General features: G+C 70.7%; 16 protein-coding genes and 1 pseudogene. 5 read left to right on the forward strand and 12 right to left on the reverse strand.

The features are described 5' to 3' along the window. Nucleotides 1-1,341 carry a glutamate--tRNA ligase gene (locus tag M6G65_RS19390; protein WP_250102737.1) on the reverse strand — a complete coding sequence of 447 codons (1,341 nt, stop codon included), beginning with the start codon at nt 1,339-1,341 and terminating at the stop codon, nt 1-3. Nucleotides 1,342-1,475: 134 nt separating this feature from the next. On the opposite strand from M6G65_RS19390, the gene M6G65_RS19395 reads away from it, so the two are divergent. Then, nucleotides 1,476-2,753: an NAD(P)/FAD-dependent oxidoreductase gene (locus M6G65_RS19395; protein ID WP_238196098.1), complete on the forward strand. Its 1,278-nt coding sequence runs from the start codon at nt 1,476-1,478 to the stop codon at nt 2,751-2,753. A gap of 3 nt (nt 2,754-2,756) precedes the next feature. Here M6G65_RS19395 and M6G65_RS19400 read toward each other — a convergent pair whose 3' ends face one another. The 7 genes from M6G65_RS19400 to M6G65_RS19430 form a co-directional block, all read right to left on the reverse strand. After that, the gene (locus M6G65_RS19400; RefSeq protein WP_238196097.1) at nt 2,757-3,227 is read right to left on the reverse strand and encodes a hypothetical protein; all 471 of its coding nucleotides are present in this window, start codon (nt 3,225-3,227) and stop codon (nt 2,757-2,759) included. Then, the gene (locus M6G65_RS19405; protein WP_284042354.1) at nt 3,224-3,652 is read right to left on the reverse strand and encodes a hypothetical protein; all 429 of its coding nucleotides are present in this window, start codon (nt 3,650-3,652) and stop codon (nt 3,224-3,226) included. Before M6G65_RS19405 ends, M6G65_RS19400 begins: the two co-directional genes overlap by 4 nt. A 147-nt stretch (nt 3,653-3,799) precedes the next feature. After that, complete coding sequence (gene dksA / locus M6G65_RS19410; RefSeq protein ID WP_210029488.1) at nt 3,800-4,219, reverse strand: RNA polymerase-binding protein DksA; 420 nt, start codon at nt 4,217-4,219, stop codon at nt 3,800-3,802. A 173-nt stretch (nt 4,220-4,392) separates the two neighbouring features. Continuing rightward, on the reverse strand, nt 4,393-5,409 hold the full coding sequence (locus tag M6G65_RS19415) for a hypothetical protein (protein WP_238196095.1): 1,017 nt from the start codon (nt 5,407-5,409) through the stop codon (nt 4,393-4,395). Nucleotides 5,410-5,411: 2 nt separating this feature from the next. After that, the gene (locus tag M6G65_RS19420) at nt 5,412-6,785 is read right to left on the reverse strand and encodes an MBOAT family O-acyltransferase (protein WP_238196094.1); all 1,374 of its coding nucleotides are present in this window, start codon (nt 6,783-6,785) and stop codon (nt 5,412-5,414) included. Nucleotides 6,786-6,978: 193 nt separating this feature from the next. After that, entirely contained in the window at nt 6,979-7,389 is a 411-nt protein-coding gene (locus M6G65_RS19425) for a cupin domain-containing protein (RefSeq protein WP_250102738.1), read from the reverse strand. A 233-nt stretch (nt 7,390-7,622) separates the two neighbouring features. Beyond that, the gene (locus M6G65_RS19430) at nt 7,623-8,870 is read right to left on the reverse strand and encodes an Hsp70 family protein (protein WP_250102739.1); all 1,248 of its coding nucleotides are present in this window, start codon (nt 8,868-8,870) and stop codon (nt 7,623-7,625) included. Between the two features lie 155 nt (nt 8,871-9,025). On the opposite strand from M6G65_RS19430, the gene M6G65_RS19435 reads away from it, so the two are divergent. After that, on the forward strand, nt 9,026-10,522 hold the full coding sequence (locus tag M6G65_RS19435; protein WP_238196092.1) for a helicase HerA domain-containing protein: 1,497 nt from the start codon (nt 9,026-9,028) through the stop codon (nt 10,520-10,522). Nucleotides 10,523-10,646: 124 nt separating this feature from the next. Here the strand turns inward: M6G65_RS19435 and M6G65_RS19440 are convergent. Then, nucleotides 10,647-11,074, reverse strand: a pseudogene (locus M6G65_RS19440) (flagellar assembly protein FliX). A gap of 242 nt (nt 11,075-11,316) precedes the next feature. Here M6G65_RS19440 and M6G65_RS19445 point away from each other — a divergent pair. Genes M6G65_RS19445 through M6G65_RS19455 form a run of 3 tightly spaced genes read left to right on the forward strand, consistent with a single transcriptional unit; the run spans nt 11,317 to nt 13,298 of the window. Continuing rightward, nucleotides 11,317-12,453, forward strand: coding sequence for a flagellar basal body P-ring protein FlgI (locus tag M6G65_RS19445; RefSeq protein ID WP_238196090.1), 1,137 nt, complete (start codon nt 11,317-11,319; stop codon nt 12,451-12,453). Nucleotides 12,454-12,478: 25 nt separating this feature from the next. Further along, on the forward strand, nt 12,479-12,838 hold the full coding sequence (locus M6G65_RS19450) for a rod-binding protein (protein WP_238196089.1): 360 nt from the start codon (nt 12,479-12,481) through the stop codon (nt 12,836-12,838). Continuing rightward, nucleotides 12,825-13,298, forward strand: coding sequence for a hypothetical protein (locus tag M6G65_RS19455; RefSeq protein WP_250102740.1), 474 nt, complete (start codon nt 12,825-12,827; stop codon nt 13,296-13,298). Before M6G65_RS19450 ends, M6G65_RS19455 begins: the two co-directional genes overlap by 14 nt. 8 nt (nt 13,299-13,306) lie before the next feature. Here M6G65_RS19455 and M6G65_RS19460 read toward each other — a convergent pair whose 3' ends face one another. From M6G65_RS19460 to M6G65_RS33785, 3 genes are all read right to left on the reverse strand, one after another. Beyond that, nucleotides 13,307-13,627: a porin gene (locus M6G65_RS19460; RefSeq protein WP_238196087.1), complete on the reverse strand. Its 321-nt coding sequence runs from the start codon at nt 13,625-13,627 to the stop codon at nt 13,307-13,309. A gap of 1 nt (nt 13,628) precedes the next feature. After that, nucleotides 13,629-13,889, reverse strand: coding sequence for a hypothetical protein (locus tag M6G65_RS19465; protein ID WP_238196086.1), 261 nt, complete (start codon nt 13,887-13,889; stop codon nt 13,629-13,631). Between the two features lie 106 nt (nt 13,890-13,995). Further along, nucleotides 13,996-15,624: a flagellin gene (locus M6G65_RS33785; protein ID WP_347710454.1), complete on the reverse strand. Its 1,629-nt coding sequence runs from the start codon at nt 15,622-15,624 to the stop codon at nt 13,996-13,998. Between the last annotated feature and the right edge of the window lie 2 nt (nt 15,625-15,626).

Genomic DNA, 15,626 nt, shown 5'->3' on the forward strand with positions numbered 1-15,626 from the left:
TCAGGCGGTCTCGCCGGCCAGCCGCCGCGCGGCGCGGTCGCGCCCGATCAGCGGCAGCAGGCCCGACAAGTCCGGCCCGTGCTCGAGCCCGGTGAGCGCGAGGCGCAGCGGCATGAACAGGCCCCGACCCTTGGCGCCGGTGCGCGCCTTGATCTCGGCCGTCCAGGCCTTCCAGGTCTCAGGCCCGAAGGGCTCCGGCGGCAGGCTGTCCCGGGCCGCCGCGATCACCGCCGGCTCGGTGATCACCGGCTCCAGCGGCCCGGTTGTCACCCGCCACCACGCGGCCGCCTCCGGAACCCGGTCGAGATTGGCCCGGACCGCGAGCCAGAACGCCTCGGCGCTGTCGGCGGGGATCCCGAGAGCGGCCAGCCTGTCGGCCACCTCGGCATACGGCATGGCGTGAACGAGGCGGGCGTTGAGGCCGTCGAGTTCCGATGGATCGAACCGGGCCGGCGCCCGCGAGATCTCGCCGAGATCGATCAACCCGGCGAGCGTGTCGAGGTCGGGCACGGCCCGCACCGATTCGGCCGAGCCGGTGAGCACGGCGAGCGAGCGCACCGCGGCGGGCTCGTAGCCGGCCTCGCGCAGGCCGCGCAGCGACAGGTGGCCGAGCCGCTTCGACAGCCCCTCCCCGTCCGCGGTGGTCAGCAGGTTGTGGTGGCCAAAGACCGGCACGGCGGCGCCGAGCGCCTCGAAGATCTGCACCTGAACGCCGGTGTTGGTGACGTGATCCTCGCCGCGGATCACGTGAGTGATGCCGAGATCGGCGTCGTCCACTACCGAGGGGAGCGTGTAGAGGTAGGTGCCGTCAGCCCGGATCAGCACCGGGTCGGAGAGCGACGCGCAATCGACATGAGCCGGGCCGCGGACGAGGTCGTCCCACGTCACCGTCCGGGGCTCCAGCAGGAAGCGCCAATGCGGCCGGCGGCCCTCGGCCTCCAGAGCGGCGCGCTCCTCGGCGGTGAGCCGAAGCGCCGCCCGGTCGTAGATCGGCGGCTGGCCGCGCCCGAGCTGGCGCTTGCGGCGGCGCTCCAGCTCCTCCTGCGTCTCGTAACAGGGATAGAGCCGGCCCGCCGCACGCAGACGATCGGCGGCGGCATCGTGCTGAGCCGTGCGCGCGCTCTGGCGGGCGAACAGGTCCGGCACGATGCCGAGCCAGGCCAGATCCTCCTCGATAGCCGCGGCGAACACCTCGGTGGAGCGCTCCGCGTCGGTGTCGCCGAGGCGCAGCAGGAACCGGCCGCTGGTCCTGCGGGCGAACAGGGCGTTGAGCAGGGCCGGACGGGCATTGCCGATGTGGAGGTAGCCGGTCGGCGACGGCGCGAAGCGGACGAGGGTCATGATCCGCTCTGTAGCCGATCTCGCAGAAAATTGGTGCCGGCGTTCACGGCAGCGCCTCCCTGTCTGGACGCGCTACCCAGAGCCGCGAAAACCGGTCAGAACGCCCCGCTTGGTGCGGTGCAGGATGTGGCAGCATGGCGACGGACGAGACGGCCGACATCGTGGTGGTCGGCGGCGGGATGGTCGGGCTTGCGAGCGCCATCGCGCTGAAGGACCGCGGCCTCGACGTCGTCCTGTGCGATCCGGGCGAGGCCCGGGCCCGGACCTCCTACGGCAATGCCGGCGTGGTCAGCCGCGGCTCCATCCTGCCGATGGCGAGCCCCGCCTTCTGGGGCAAGCTCCCGGCCTATCTCCGCAACGCCGACCGCGGTCTGCGCCTGAACTACGCGCATCTCCCGCAGGTCGTTGCCTACGGCGCGCATTTCATGGCCGCCGCGCGGGCGTCGCGCTGGCGCCGGGCCGCGGCGGCGCTGCTGCCGCTGACGAGCGCCGCCTATCCGGCGCATGAGCGTCTGGCGGCCCGGGCCGGCACCACCGATCGGCTCCAGCGCACCGGCTGGCTGAAAGCCTACCGCACCGAGGCCGCGTTCGCGTCCGCCGCGCTGGAGCGCGAGATCCTGGCCCAGCACGGCGTCGCCTTCGAGATCCTGGATACGGCAGGCGTGCGCGATCTCGAGCCGGCCCTGGTGCGGCCCTATGCGCGGGCGATGCTGCTCACCGAGACCGGCTCCGTCCGCGAACCGGGCCGCCTCATCGAGGCCTGTGAGACGCTGTTTGCCGGCCTCGGCGGGCGGTTGCTGCGCGGCAGCGTCGGGCGGATGACGCCGGAAGCCGGCGGCTGGGCGGTCCCCCACGAATCCGGCACGGTGCGAGCCCGGCAGGTCGTGCTGGCGGCCGGCGCCGCGTCGGGCAAGATCGCCGGGACGCTCGGATACCGTTTCGCGGTGGCGGCCGAGCGCGGCTATCACCGCCACTACGCCCTGCACCCGGATAGCCCGCCCCTGACGCGGCCGGTGCTCGACACGGGCGCCGGCTCCATCCTGTCGCCGATGGGCGACCATCGCGTGCGGGTCCTGTCGGGCGTGGAACTCAACGCCCGCGACGCGGCGCCGGACTACACGCAGATCGAGGCCGCCTCCCAGGAGGCCGCCGAGACGCTGCGGCTCGGAGGCCCGCTCGACAACGAGCCGTGGCTCGGCTCGCGCCCGTCGACGCCCGACGGCCTGCCGGTGATCGGCCGGGCGCCCCGGCATGAGGGGCTGCTGTTCGCCTTCGGCCACGGCCATATCGGGCTCTCGACCGGGCCGATCACCGGCGAGGTCGTCGCCGATCTCGCCACCGGCCGGACGCCGGCCGTTCCGGTCGCGCCCTTCGCGCCCGAGCGGCTGCTGCGCTGGCCGCGCCTGTTCTGAGCGTCAGCGCCAGTCGTAGGGGTTGTAGGGGTCCAGCGCCGCCTGAACCTTGCGCAGGAAATCCGGCTGGCGCTGGAGGTCGGCCTCCCGGGCGAGCGCCCGCAGGAACGCGCGCGGTCCGTGCTCCAGGTCGCGGGTCAGGCCATTGTAGCGGTCGGACGGCTCGGCATGGGGCGGATTGACGGCGACGCGGTACTCGAGGCCGCAGGTGGGCGGATCGATGCCCAGGCGATAACAGATCCGCACCCGGGCGAAGGGCGCATCCGGGCGGTAATCGACCCGGTAGCCTCCGAACCGGAAGGCGCCCCCGGTCACGCGCTCGGCATAGGCCAAGGTTCGGGCCACCGTGGTGAAGCCGGCGGTGCGCCGTTCGCGCACGAGGTCGATGGCCGCGCGCTCGGAGGGGACGAACGGCTGCGCGCAGGCCGCGGTGGAGACGAGCGCGCCGAGGAGGGCGGGAGCGAGGGCTCTCATGGCTTCTTCATGCAGACCGCGACCGGTTGTGCATCCTTGGCGGCCTTCGCGGTCATGTCGAGGCAGCCGACCGTGGACACACCGTCCGTCACGGTCACGGACGGGACAACCGCCATGCCCCGGCAATAGGCGCCGATCAATTCCTCATCCCGGTGGCAGGCCACGTCGAGCCGGATCAGGCTGTTCATGGCCGGGCCCGGCGGACCCGCAGGTCCTGCGGCGCCCCGCTCGCCCACGGGCCCCCGCTCGCCCATCGCCCCGTTCAGGCCCGCGGGCCCTTGAGGCCCCGGCGGGCCCTGATCGCCCTTCGGACCGGGCGGCCCGGCCGGTCCCGGCTTCGGCGCCTCGCAGCCGGCGAGCGCGAGCACCGCGACCGCACTGGCGACGATCGCGATCAGGGGGATCTCATGCGCTTCTCCGGCCACGCTGGCTGGCGACGAAGTGGCGCGAGGGATTTCCGCGTCAACTGCGTCAGACCCGGCCGACGCACGCGGCCTCGAGGACAGGCCCGCGGTCGAAGAAAGCGCTGGCGACGACAATTCATCCGTCGAAAACAGGGCGGCGACCCGAGCTCAGTCGTCGCGATAGACCCGCTCGCGCCGCTCGTGCCGCTCCTGAGCCTCGAGCGAGAGCGTCGCGATCGGCCGCGCGTCGAGCCGGCGCAGCGAGATCGGCTCGCCGGTCTCCTCGCAGAAGCCGTAGGAGCCATCCTCGATTCGGGCGAGCGCCGCGTCGATCTTGCCGGTGAGCTTGCGCTGGCGGTCCCGAGCCCGCAGCTCGATCGCCCGGTCCGTCTCGGACGAGGCGCGATCCGCCAGATCGGGATGGTTCTCGTTCTCGCTCTGCAGCGCCACGAGGGTATCCTGCGCCTCGCGCAGGATGTCGTTCTTCCAGCTCAGCAGCTTGCGACGAAAATATTCGCGCTGCCGGTCGTTCATGAAGGGCTCGTCGTCGGACGGGACGTAGCCGTCCTCCAGCGTCACCTTCGCCATGCGTCACCCTCGCTGGATTCTAACCGCCCACCAGGGGATGGCCGGTGCGCGGCGATAACGTGAGGTGCCGTATAGTCGAGGCGATCTAGCGCGACAACGCGCCGTGAAGCAGGGCTTGTATCCAGCTGTCACTGCAGCGCCGCGTGCGGCAAACCGGCCACGGTACAGATCTTTTACTCTGTCATATGCGTCCGCAATCGTACGATCGCGGCGGCGATCTCTGTCGTCAGGCTGCGGGCCAGGGGCAGCCTGTAATGCGTCTGGTCGAAGAACAGGTCCGGGTTCGCCGCCTCGGGGCGGCCGTCACGCCAATCCACCACCGCACTCAGCTTATGCGCCGCCAGGACGGTCCGCACCTGCGCCCGGCAGGCCGCTTCCGCGGCGCCCCGCGGGCTGCCGGGCGCCGGCTCGGCGCGGGCGTAGACGGGCGGGAAGACGATCACGACCGGGGTCTGCGCGGGGATGCGCGCGAGTTCGGCGCGCAGCCGTTCGGCGATGGGGAACGGGCCGCCGTGATGCGGCTCGGGTTCGGGCCCGACCGGCCTCTCCAGCGCCGCCTTCTTGGCGGGATCGATACCGAACCCCTGGCTGAGATAATTGTGCTCGTAATCCCACCAGCCGTCGGCGGCGGCGGTCTTGTGGCGGCGGTTCAGGAGCCAGCCGACCCGGTTGACCGTCTCCTGAGCGGCCGTGAAGCGCAGGAGGCCGCGCAGGTAGGCCGGCCAGTCGCCCAGCAGCCAGTACGGAAACCCGTGCTCGCTCGGGAAGGAAGAATCGTCCGCGCACCAGAAGGCGTCGGCCGAGAGCACGATCGCCTCGGGCCGCGCATGGTGCTGCAGGTACCAGCCGAGCAGCGCGAACTGCTCCGACGGCCCGGTGGCCGGAACCGAGAGCTGGACGAAGGGGATGCCGGTAAGCCGGCTCAGCGCCGCCGGCTCGATGAGCTGGATGTGCGAGTTGCCGATCACCGCGCCGGAATAGGCCGGATCGCGGCCGCGGACGGCCGACGCGGTGCGCGGCCCCTGCGGGCGAACGGCGCCCTGGGACAGCAGGGTCGAGCGACCGGTATCGTAGGGATCGACCAGGGCCGCGAGGCCGAGATAGGCCACGAACAGCGCGACCATCGACAGGAACAAGGTTCCGGCGAAACGCCGCCACGCCCGGTCCGTGGTGAGCTGGGGGGCCGCCATCCTCAGAACTGGAAATAGATGAACTCGTAGTTCGCATCGTCGCCGATCTTGAGCAGGACGAGCACGAACAGGAGTGCGAAGCCGAAGGCAAGGAGGCGCCGCGGCGGCAGGCGGTGGACGGCCGCCCACGCCGTCGGCCCGACCGTCGCCACGAGGGCCGCGACCGCGATGGTGCGCCACTTGAAGCCCGAACCCTTGGCCGCGAGGCCGAACAGGCCCTTGAAGATCACGAGCGCGGCCTCGAAGCTCGTCGCCCGGAACAGGACCCAGGTCAGCACCACGAACAGGCTGGTGAGCGCCCAGCCGAGCGGCGCCGGGATCGCGATCCGCGCGCGGCGCGTCAGCACCCCGGCGCCGAGGCCGAGCCCGTGCAGGGCGCCCCAGGTCAGGAAGGTCAGGCCGGCCCCGTGCCAGAGCCCGCCCAGCGTCATGGTTGCGGCGAGCGCGCCGACCTGGCGCGGCAGGCCGCGGCGGTTTCCGCCCATCGGGATGTAGAGGTAGTCGCGCAGGAAGCGCGACAGCGTCATGTGCCAGCGCCGCCAGAATTCACTCAGCGAGGTGGCGCGGTACGGCACGTCGAAATTCTGCGGCAGGACGAGGCCGAACAGCAGGGCGATGCCGAGCGCCATGTCGGTGTAGCCGGAGAAGTCGAAATAGATCTGGAAGGTGAAGCCCAGCGTCGCCTGCCAAGCCTCGACGACTGTGACGGCCTTTCCGGCGGCGGCCGCCTGGAACACCGGGTTCACGTATTCGGCGAGCGGATCGCCGAGGAACACCTTCTTGGCGAGGCCAACCGTCAGCAGCATCAGGCCGCGGGCGAAGCGCTCGGCGGCGTCCGGCCGCGCGTAGGGCCGCTCGTCGAACTGGTGCATGATCTCGCTCCAGCGCACGAGCGGGCCGGCGAGAACCTGCGGGAAGAAGGCGATGTAGAGGGCGTATTTCACCAGCCCGAAGGCGGGCGCCCGTCCGGCCCGGAGGTCGGCGAGGTACATGATGTGGTGGAAGGTGAAGAACGAGATGCCCAGCGGCAGGGCGAGGCCGAGCCGCGGCGCCCCGAGCCCGGGGATCAGATTGGCGAGATCGGCGAAGAAGTCGAGGTACTTGAAGACGCCGAGGAGCGCGAGGTTGGCGGCGATGGCGGCCGGGATCAGCCATCGGCCGGGATACCGGCGATAGACGCGGGCCACGCACCAATTCGCCAGGATCGAGCCGGCGAGCAGCGGCACGAAGCGCACATCCCACCAGCCATAGAACACGAAGGACAGGCCGACGAGGAGCGGCAGCCGCCACGCGGGCGCGGCGCGCGCCACCAGCCCGTGCAGGATCAGGGCGGCCGGCAGGAAGGCGAGGAGGAAAACGAAGGAGTTGAACAGCATCGGGCGAGGCGGCGCGGAGGAGCCCGGATGGGCCGCCGTTGTCTCCGAGCGGAAGGGACCGCCTTGTCGGGGATCAAGGCCGGCCCGTCAATCGCCGGCCGACGCGCGGCACGCGGCCGTGCCCGACGCCTCGCCGCGACCGGGGATCAGGCCGGCCGCGGCGGATCCTGCGCACGCTGCTGAGGCGGGGCGCTTACGTCGGCGCCGGGACCGGAGTCGCCAGTGGCTTGCCCTTCTGCACCGTGAAGGTCACGAACAGCTTGCTCGGCTGCGGTCCGTTCTTCAGCGTGTGCGGGGTTTCCGCCGGGGTCACCCAGGAGGTGCCGGGCTTGATCTGCCGCGTCTCCGCGTCCTTGACGCGGAACTCGCCGACGCCTTCCAGCACGTAGCCCGCCTCGGTGCCGGGATGGGTGTGCCAATCGATGAGGAAGTTCGGCTCGACATCGACGATGACTTGAAGCGTCTCGTAACCCTGCGTCGGGCCATCGATTCGGGACGTAATCGTCCGTTTTAATCCGCTCGGCGCCTGTGCCGATACGTCTTCTGCCACGAGGCCGATCGCTGCGCAGAGCGCACAACCGGTGAACATCCGCCTGCTCAACATGCGCTTTCTCCCCTCGTGCCCGACACGGACCTCTTGGACCCGGTCAGGTCGCCAGATCATCAATCATAAATCTCGCATACTCTTCGACAGCATTCAGGACGGTCCGATTTTATCTCGATCGACAGTCTATCGACTGAACGTACAGTTTTAGGCGCAATCGTTCGTCCTGACAATGCAGGTGATTATCGCAAATCGAGCCCCGTCGCGGGCGCCGGATCAGCCGGCGCCGTGGATCACGCGCCGCGCCGGGCCGCCTCGATGGTCAGGCCGAGCCCCACCGAACCGAACGTGTCGCCCTCGACGACGCGCGCCGCCGGCAGGGCGCCGGTCAGCGCGGCGCGCAGGTGCGGCAGACCGGTGGAGCCGCCGGTGAGGAACAGGGCATCGATCCGCTCCCGCGGCAGCTCCGCCTGGGACAAGCATCGGTCGATGCGCGCCGCCACGGCGCCGGCGAGATCACCCGTCTGCGCCGACAAGGTCGCACGATCGACCGGCGCGGCCAGACCGCGCTCCACGAAACCGAGATCGAGCATCGTCGCGTCGCGCTCAGAGGCTGCGATCTTCGCACCCTCGACCACGCCCGCGAGGGCATGCCCGCGCTCGCCCTCGACCACCTCGCGCAGCCGCCCGACGAGGTCGGGCCGGGCGCAGTCGCGGATCACCTCGCCGATCTCCCGCAGCGTCTTGGCATTGTAGAGCCGGTTGATCGCCGACCACGTGGCGAGGTCGTGGTAATAGGCGTTCGGCACGGCGAGATCGCCCCGGCGCATCGGGCTGCCGAGGCCGAGCAGCGGCATGACCGTTCCGAGGCTGAGCTGCCGGTCGAAGTCGGTGCCGCCGATGCGCACGCCGTCATTGGCCAGGATGTCGCCGGCCCGGTCCGGGCGCCCCCGCCGCTCGGGCGACAGGCGAACGATCGAGAAGTCCGAGGTGCCGCCGCCGATATCGGCCACCAGCGCGATCTCCTCGGACCGGACCTGCCGCTCGTAATCGAGGGCCGCGGCGATCGGCTCGTACTGGAACGAGACCTCGCGAAAGCCGACGTCGCGGGCGATCTCGCGGAGCGTGTCCTCGGCGCGCCGGTCGGCCTCCGGATCGCCGTCGACGAAATGGACCGGCCGTCCGTGGACCACGCTGTCGAGGACCTCGCCGCAGGCCGCCTCGGCCCGGGCCTTCACCGCCGTGAGATAGCGGGCGATCACGTCGCGCAGGCGCAGGCGCTGCCGGCCGACCGGCGTCGCCTCCTCCATGAGCGGCGTGCCGAGCACCGATTTCAGCCCGCGCATCAGCCGTCCCGACCGGCCCTCCACATAGGCTGCCGTGGCGGCCCGGCCGATCACCGGCTCGCGGCCGAGTTCGAAGAAGATCGCGCTCGGTATCGTCCGGTGCGCCTCCTCAAGGGGCAGCAGGGTCGGTCCATCCGGGCCGGTGTGACCGAGCGTGGTGTTCGACGTGCCGAAATCGAGGCCGCAGGCCGCCATCGTGTCGTGGGTCCGGATTTTCGCAGGGAGGGGCGTGGCCCTACAGGGCCGGGGCGCCCGGGTCCAGGCCGGCAGAGCGTGGCAGGTATGGCGGGAAGCGTGGACAGCTGTCCGGCGGGGCACCCGGAACCGTCGCCGGCATGCTATGAGGCGCCATGCGTTCCGACATCGATCTCGGCCTGACCGGCGAGCGCCCCGCGCTCCTCGACCTCACCGAACTGCTCGCCACGCGGCTCCTGGTCCAGGGCAATTCGGGCTCCGGCAAGTCGCACCTTCTGCGGCGCCTCCTGGAGCAGAGCGCCGGGCTCGTGCAGCAGGCGATCATCGATCCGGAGGGCGATTTCGCGAGCCTCGCCGACCGCTACGGCCACGTGGTCGTGGAGGCCGACGGCGACGACGTGGCCCTGCAGCGGATCGCCGCCCGGGTGCGCACCCATCGGGTCTCGGTGGTGCTGTCGCTGGAGAATCTGGACGCCGACGGGCAGATGCGGGCGGCCGCCGCCTTCCTGGGCGGCCTGTTCGACGCCGACCGCGACCATTGGTATCCGATGTTGGTGGCAGTCGACGAGGCGCAGCTCTTCGCGCCCGCGGCCGCCGGCGAGGTCTCGGACGAGGCGCGGCGCCTGTCGCTCGGCGCCATGACCAACCTGATGTGCCGCGGCCGCAAGCGCGGGCTGGCCGGGATCATCGCGACCCAGCGGCTCGCCAAGCTCGCCAAGAACGTTGCCGCCGAGGCGTCGAACTTCCTGATGGGCCGGACCTTCCTCGACATCGACATGGCCCGCGCCGCAGACCTCCTCGGCCTCGAGCGCCGCCAGGCCGAGACGTTCCGCGATCTGCCGCGCGGGCATTTCGTGGCGCTCGGGCCGGCCCTGTCGCGACGCCCCCTCACCATCGCGGTCGGCCCGACACAGACCGTGAGCCGAAGCTCCTCGCCGGTGCTGGTTCCCCTCCCCGATCCGACCGAGGACGCCCGCGCGCTCATCCTCACGGCAAGCCCGGCGGAGATCGCGGTCCCGCTGGTGCCCCGGCCGAAGCCGCGGCCGACGCCGGCCCCGGACGTGCTGGTGCAGCTCGCGAATTACCGGCCACCGGCGCCTGTGGAGGAGCCGGAGGAGGAGCCGATGGATCCGGAGGCGCGCGAGGCGGCGCTGGCCGAGGTGCTCGCCTCGGTCCTGGCGGATGCCGACGCAGCCGCCTGCACGCCCGCCACCCTCTACCAGGACTTTACGGTCCGCTGCCGCATCCGGCGCCTGCGCGGCGACACGATGGGGCTGCCCGAGTTCAAGCGGCGGCTCGCGGTGGCGCGGGCCGAGGCCGGTGGGGTGGTGACGGACAATTCCGGCTGGGAGCGGGCACAGGAGATCGCCGCGAGCCTGCCGGACGATCTCGCGGGGCTGTTCCTGGTGGTCGCCCGCGCGGCGATCGAGGGTGCCCCCTGCCCGACCGACGCGATGCTGGCCGAGGCCTACGGCACCAGCTCCGGCGGCCGCGCCCGGCGGATGCTCGCCTATCTGGAGGAGCGCGGCGCGATCATTACGCGGAAGGACCTGCGCGGCGCGCCGATCATCGCCGTGCCGGATCTCGGCGTGGAGACGGGGCCGGGTGAGCCGCAGATGCTGCCGACCGGCCCGAAACGCCGGGCGGTGTAGCGCGCGGCTAATCGGCCCGTCATCGCGCGCGCAGCGAAGCGACCCAGGGCGGCGCGCGGCCGGTCGGCGTGGCGCGGCCCTGGCTTCCTTCGCTCCGCTCGCAAAGACGGGAGAGGCCGCGCGGTCAGACGCCCCGGGCGACGTCCAGCTTGGCAAGCTCCACCGCGGCCCGCAGCTCGATCTCGGCCATGAGCCCGTCGAGGCGCGGGTCGCCTGAGAGGCCGGCGCGCTCGTTGAGCCGGCCCGCGATGGACCGGAGTTCATGAGTGGCAACCCGGCCGCCGAGGATGGCGGCCTTCAGCCGGTCGAGGCCGTCGAGGAGGTCCTGGCCGCGCTTGGCCGAGCGACGGCGCCGCTCCTGCGGAGTCTCGCTCTCGGCCTGGAGAAGCAGGACCGCGTCGAGCCCCGCCAGCGTGGCCGCTGCCGCGGGGGCGTTGGCGCTCGTGGCGGAACCGGGCGCGGCGCCGAGGCTGAAGCCTCCTCCACCCTCGGGCCGCCGGGGGCCGCGACGCCGCCCGCGCTCTGGATCGGCTGGCGAGTCTCGACGCGCATGATCCCGTTCGCGTTGCTCCAAGCGCCCTCGCGCTGGACCAGTAAGTCGGCCCGCAGGGTTAAGCGCGGGTAAACGGGCCGGCAGAAGCTGCCGGGTCGGCAGCTTCCGTGCCGGTGCCGCAGGACGACCTACGCGCGCCGCTTCTGGATAAAGCGAGATGCCTCAAGGGCTTGCCGATAGGGCCCGCTTGGCACGGCCCTGGCAGGATGGCGGCAGGTCCGTTCACCCTCGATTTGCCGGCATGCGCCCGAGTCCCGCGTTCAGTCTCCTTCGGTCCCTGCTCGGCGCCCTGACCGGTGCGCTGCTCCTCGTCGCGCTGGCCGGCCCGGCGCTCGCCCTGTCGCGGGTCAAGGATCTCGCCTCCATCGAGGGCGTGCGCCAGAACCAGCTCGTCGGCTACGGGATCGTGGTCGGCCTCAACGGCACCGGCGACACGCTGAACAACATCCCGTTCACCAAGCAGTCGCTCCAGGCGATGCTGGAGCGCCTCGGCGTCAACACGCGCGGGGCGACGATGCGCACGCAGAACCTCGCCGCCGTGATGGTGACGGCCAATCTCCCGCCCTTCGCCGCGCAGGGCTCGCGCATTGACGTGACGGTCTCGTCACTGGGCGACGCGAAGTCCCTCCAGGGCGGCACGCTCTTGGTGACCCCGCTGCTCGGCGCCGACGGCGAGGTCTACGCCCTGGCTCAGGGCTCGGTGGCGATCGCCGGTTTCTCGGCGGAGGGCGATGCCGCCAAGATCACCCGGGGCGTGCCGACCAACGGCCGGATCTCCAACGGCGCCAATATCGAGCGCGAGATCGCGTTCAAGCTGAATGATGCCCGCTCGCTGCGCCTGTCCCTGCGCAATCCCGACTTCACCACCTCGAAGCGGATCGCCGCCGCGATCAACGACTTCATGGGCGCCGATACCGCCGAGCCCACGGATCCGGCGACCGTCACGATCCAGATCCCGCCCCGCTACACCGGCAACATGATCCGGCTGATCACCGAGGTGGAGCAGCTCAAGGTCGAGCCCGACCAGACGGCCCGGGTCATCGTTGACGAGCGCTCCGGCATCATCGTCATGGGCCGGGACGTGCGCGTCTCCACGGTCGCCATCGCGCAGGGCAATCTCACGGTCACCATCACCGAGCAGCCGCAGGTCAGCCAGCCGGCGCCGCTGTCCAACGGCCGCACCGTCGTGGTGCCGCGCACCGGCGTGAAGGTCGATACCGGCGACGGCAACAAGCTCGCCCTCGTCAAGGAAGGCGTGAGCCTGCGCGAGCTGGTGGACGGCCTCAACGCCCTCGGCGTCGGCCCGCGGGACCTGATCTCGATCCTCCAGGCGATCAAGACGGCGGGCGCCCTGCAGGCCGATATCGAGCTGATGTGATCGGACGGAACGGGAGGGTCGAACCATGTTGCAGCTTGCCACTCTCGCGGCCAAGGCCGCCGCCGGCGTCGGGACCTCGGCCGCCGGCAGCGCGGTCGACGGCATCATCAAGACCGCCAACAAGGCCAAGGCCTGGAAGACCGCGACCGAATTCGAATCGATGTTCCTCGAGAGCAGCCTCGACCGGCTGACCCAGTCGGAAGGGACCGACGGTCCTCTCGGCGAGAACGGCACCGGCGGCGGCGTCTACCGCTCGATGTTGACCAAGGAATACGCGGGGCAGATCGTGAAGAGCGGCGGCGTCGGCATCGCCGACTCGATCTTCCGTGAGATCCTGAAGCTGCAGGGTGCGGCGAGCGAGGGAGCGAGCAATGCAAAGGGCTGAACCGCTGCGCGTTGCGGACCGCGTGACCGCCGAGGCGCTCGTCGCGGGCGTGCTCGGCAACATGGCCGCGCTGGAGACCGTGCTGGCCGACGAGGCGGCCCATGTCCGGGCCGGGCGTCTGCGCGAGAGCACCGTGGTGGCCGAACCGAAGGCGGCGCTCGCCGCCGCCTACATGCAGGGACTGGAAGCCGCCAAGGCGAACGCCGTCGCGCTGAAGCGCTTCCACCCCGAGGGAGTCGAGATGCTGCGGTCGGCGCATCGCCGCTTCACCGCGGCCGTGGAGGCGAACCAGGCGGTCCTGGCCAGCGCCAAAACCGTCTCGGAGGGCCTGATCAAGTCGCTCGCCGAGGAGATCGGGCGGGCGCAGATGCCGGTGGGCTACGGTCGCCGTGCTCCGGCACCATCCCCGTACGGCCGCGGCGTGCGCAGCGGCCCGCTGGTCCTGTCGCGGAGCCTCTAGGCACCGCCTCAGCGGCGGCCGTTGCCGATCCGCACGTAGGTCCGCACCTCGCCGAGATCCGTGTCGGCCCGGTTGTCGATGGCGAGGCGCCCCGCGACGACCGGGGCTGCCGCGACCCCGTGCCCGGCGCGCATGTCCATCCCGGCAGTGACGCGCCCGGAAATGCGGACGCAGCTGTCGCTGCCCGGCATGCGGACGAAGCCCTGCCCTTTCGACGGACACGGCACCAGTCCCGGCGTGACCGGCGCCTTCTGCAGATCGACGGACAGGGCCGGACCGACAAGTACCAGCGCCACGGTGGTCGCGATCGGCAGAACCAGCCTGCCCATCTCAGGCCGCCCGCCGGGCGAGATCCCGATGGAGCAGATCGATGTAGGTCTCGACCTCGCCGATGAACCGGTCCAGGGCGGCCTCCTGGACGCGCAGCCGCGCGAGATCGCGCAGGAGGATGTCCAGCGCGATGGTGCGGTCATCGGGATGGCTGTAGCCGGCGAGGTACGTGTCGACGGCCTGCTCGGCCATGACGATCGCGCCGATCCGTGGCGCGCAGCCGAGACGGCGGACGAGTTCGACGGGCTCGGACAGCGACACGCGGACCTCTCCTCGTTGGACCGACGGCACGGATGCGCGTCCGCACGCCGCGGTTCATTACGCGAAAACGGCAAGACTATGATCGGGGCGGTGGATTCGGATCCGGTCAACGACAGGCAGAGGAGCGTCGTCTCGCGACGCCCAGGCGGTCTCGGACGACCGGCGCCGATTCAAGCAGGGAGGGTCTGACCTCAGCTGATGTAATTGACCAGCGACAGCTTGGAGAGCGAAGCCGTGACTTGGTAGCTCGCCTGAAGTCGGTTCTGCACGTCCAGCAGCTTGGTGACGACTTCCTCGGTGGGCGCCTGTTCAATGCCGTCGAGTGTGTTCTGAAGCGTATTCTGGGTGGCCTTGTTGGTCGTCGCGGCGTTCGACAAGCGCGTCGACGCGAGGCTGAGCTGTGTGACCGTATCCTGCACGCTCGGGAGCGCACCGGTCGAGGACGCGCTGGGGCTGGTATCGGCCGACGAGAGAAGGGCTGCGCTTGGCTGCTGATCGCGCTGTAGAGAGCGGCCGCGTTCGGATCCGACGAGTTTGGCATGCCGAGAGCCACAGTCGCGAGGCCCGCGAGCACGTTGCTGATCGCCGGCTGGTTGGCGCGGACACCGATTTGAACGCTGCTTCCCGCGCTGACCTGCACCGACTGGGTGCTCAGCGGGTCGGTCGTCCCATTCTCACCCTGGTACCAGACGACGGTGTTCGCGGCGGTGGTTGTCGGGTTCGGCGCGGAGAAGAAAGTGCTCGCCGCTTGAGCGGTGGAGTACGCCGGCAGCGTGCTGCTGGCGGATGCCGACAGGGCGCTCTTCAGGGCCTCGTTGAGATTGTTTGCCGTCTCAGCCTTGTCCGCGCCGATCGCGAAGCCTGTGCTTGAGGACGCGGGCGTGGTGCCGCTGGCCGCCGCCGTCAGTGTCACTTTGGTCTGCGTTCCGTCGGGCAATTGCAGGGTTAGCGTCAGGCTGTCGCCTGCGGCGGGCTGCTGATTGACATCGATCGTGACGGTGGCCGATGTCCCGGTCGAATCAAGCGCGCGGGTTGCAGCGATGCCGCCCGGGGTCGGCACCGCGGAAACGCTGGTGATCGCGAACCCGGATTGCGGCTTCGCCCGGGAACTCGGGTCATCTGCAAGTGTGATCTCGGTCGGATTTGATGCGAGGTAGGTTTGGGTCAGTCGACCGTTACCATTCGCACCGAGGTCAGCCTTGACTTGGCTCGACACAAACTCCGTCAGGCCCATCTGGTCGGTGGAGCCGTCCGGTTTCTTTGTCCCGTTCAGGATCGTATCCGCGTCGAGGACCGGCTGCGTCGAGCTGTCTTCGCCGCCGAACAAGTAATTGCCCGCCACCGATTGGTTCAGCGTATCCAGCGCCGCCTGAAGGTTATTGAGTGCGTTGGCCTTCGCGGCGGTCGCATTCACCGGCGTGCTCTGCAGACCGTTGTTCAACGTGGTGCGCGCATCGATGCCCAAAGTCGCCACTTGCGTCAGGCTCGTCACCGCGACATTTGTCCGGGTCTGCGCGGCGGTGATGCCGGCGGCGTAGCCGGTGAGCGCGCTGAGGGTCGCCTGGGCGCTCAGGGCCGTGGACCGCCCGGAGCCCAGGCCGCCATAGGTCTGCGCCGTCAGCCCAGTCGAGAGCTGGGTCGACAGATCGTTGAGCTGGCTCTTCAGCGTTGTAAGCTGGGCGGCATTCCGCGTCGTCAGGTAGGAGCCGGCCGCGAAGGGGGTAATCGTAGTCATGA

This window comes from Methylobacterium tardum (assembly GCF_023546765.1).
GTDB lineage: Bacteria > Pseudomonadota > Alphaproteobacteria > Rhizobiales > Beijerinckiaceae > Methylobacterium > Methylobacterium tardum.

Excerpts from the sequence above, each read along its gene's own strand:
- M6G65_RS19415 (WP_238196095.1), bottom strand. The coding sequence starts at position 5,409 with ATGGCGGCCCCCCAGCTCACCACGGACCGGGCGTGGCGGCGTTTCGCC.
- M6G65_RS19435 (WP_238196092.1), top strand. The coding sequence starts at position 9,026 with ATGCGTTCCGACATCGATCTCGGCCTGACCGGCGAGCGCCCCGCGCTC.
- M6G65_RS19420 (WP_238196094.1), bottom strand. The coding sequence starts at position 6,785 with ATGCTGTTCAACTCCTTCGTTTTCCTCCTCGCCTTCCTGCCGGCCGCC.
- M6G65_RS19445 (WP_238196090.1), top strand. The coding sequence starts at position 11,317 with ATGCGCCCGAGTCCCGCGTTCAGTCTCCTTCGGTCCCTGCTCGGCGCC.
- M6G65_RS19400 (WP_238196097.1), bottom strand. The coding sequence starts at position 3,227 with ATGAGAGCCCTCGCTCCCGCCCTCCTCGGCGCGCTCGTCTCCACCGCG.
- M6G65_RS19395 (WP_238196098.1), top strand. The coding sequence starts at position 1,476 with ATGGCGACGGACGAGACGGCCGACATCGTGGTGGTCGGCGGCGGGATG.
- M6G65_RS33785 (WP_347710454.1), bottom strand. The coding sequence starts at position 15,624 with ATGACTACGATTACCCCCTTCGCGGCCGGCTCCTACCTGACGACGCGG.
- M6G65_RS19430 (WP_250102739.1), bottom strand. The coding sequence starts at position 8,870 with ATGGCGGCCTGCGGCCTCGATTTCGGCACGTCGAACACCACGCTCGGT.
- M6G65_RS19455 (WP_250102740.1), top strand. The coding sequence starts at position 12,825 with ATGCAAAGGGCTGAACCGCTGCGCGTTGCGGACCGCGTGACCGCCGAG.
- dksA (WP_210029488.1), bottom strand. The coding sequence starts at position 4,219 with ATGGCGAAGGTGACGCTGGAGGACGGCTACGTCCCGTCCGACGACGAG.
- M6G65_RS19450 (WP_238196089.1), top strand. The coding sequence starts at position 12,479 with ATGTTGCAGCTTGCCACTCTCGCGGCCAAGGCCGCCGCCGGCGTCGGG.
- M6G65_RS19425 (WP_250102738.1), bottom strand. The coding sequence starts at position 7,389 with ATGTTGAGCAGGCGGATGTTCACCGGTTGTGCGCTCTGCGCAGCGATC.
- M6G65_RS19390 (WP_250102737.1), bottom strand. The coding sequence starts at position 1,341 with ATGACCCTCGTCCGCTTCGCGCCGTCGCCGACCGGCTACCTCCACATC.
- M6G65_RS19460 (WP_238196087.1), bottom strand. The coding sequence starts at position 13,627 with ATGGGCAGGCTGGTTCTGCCGATCGCGACCACCGTGGCGCTGGTACTT.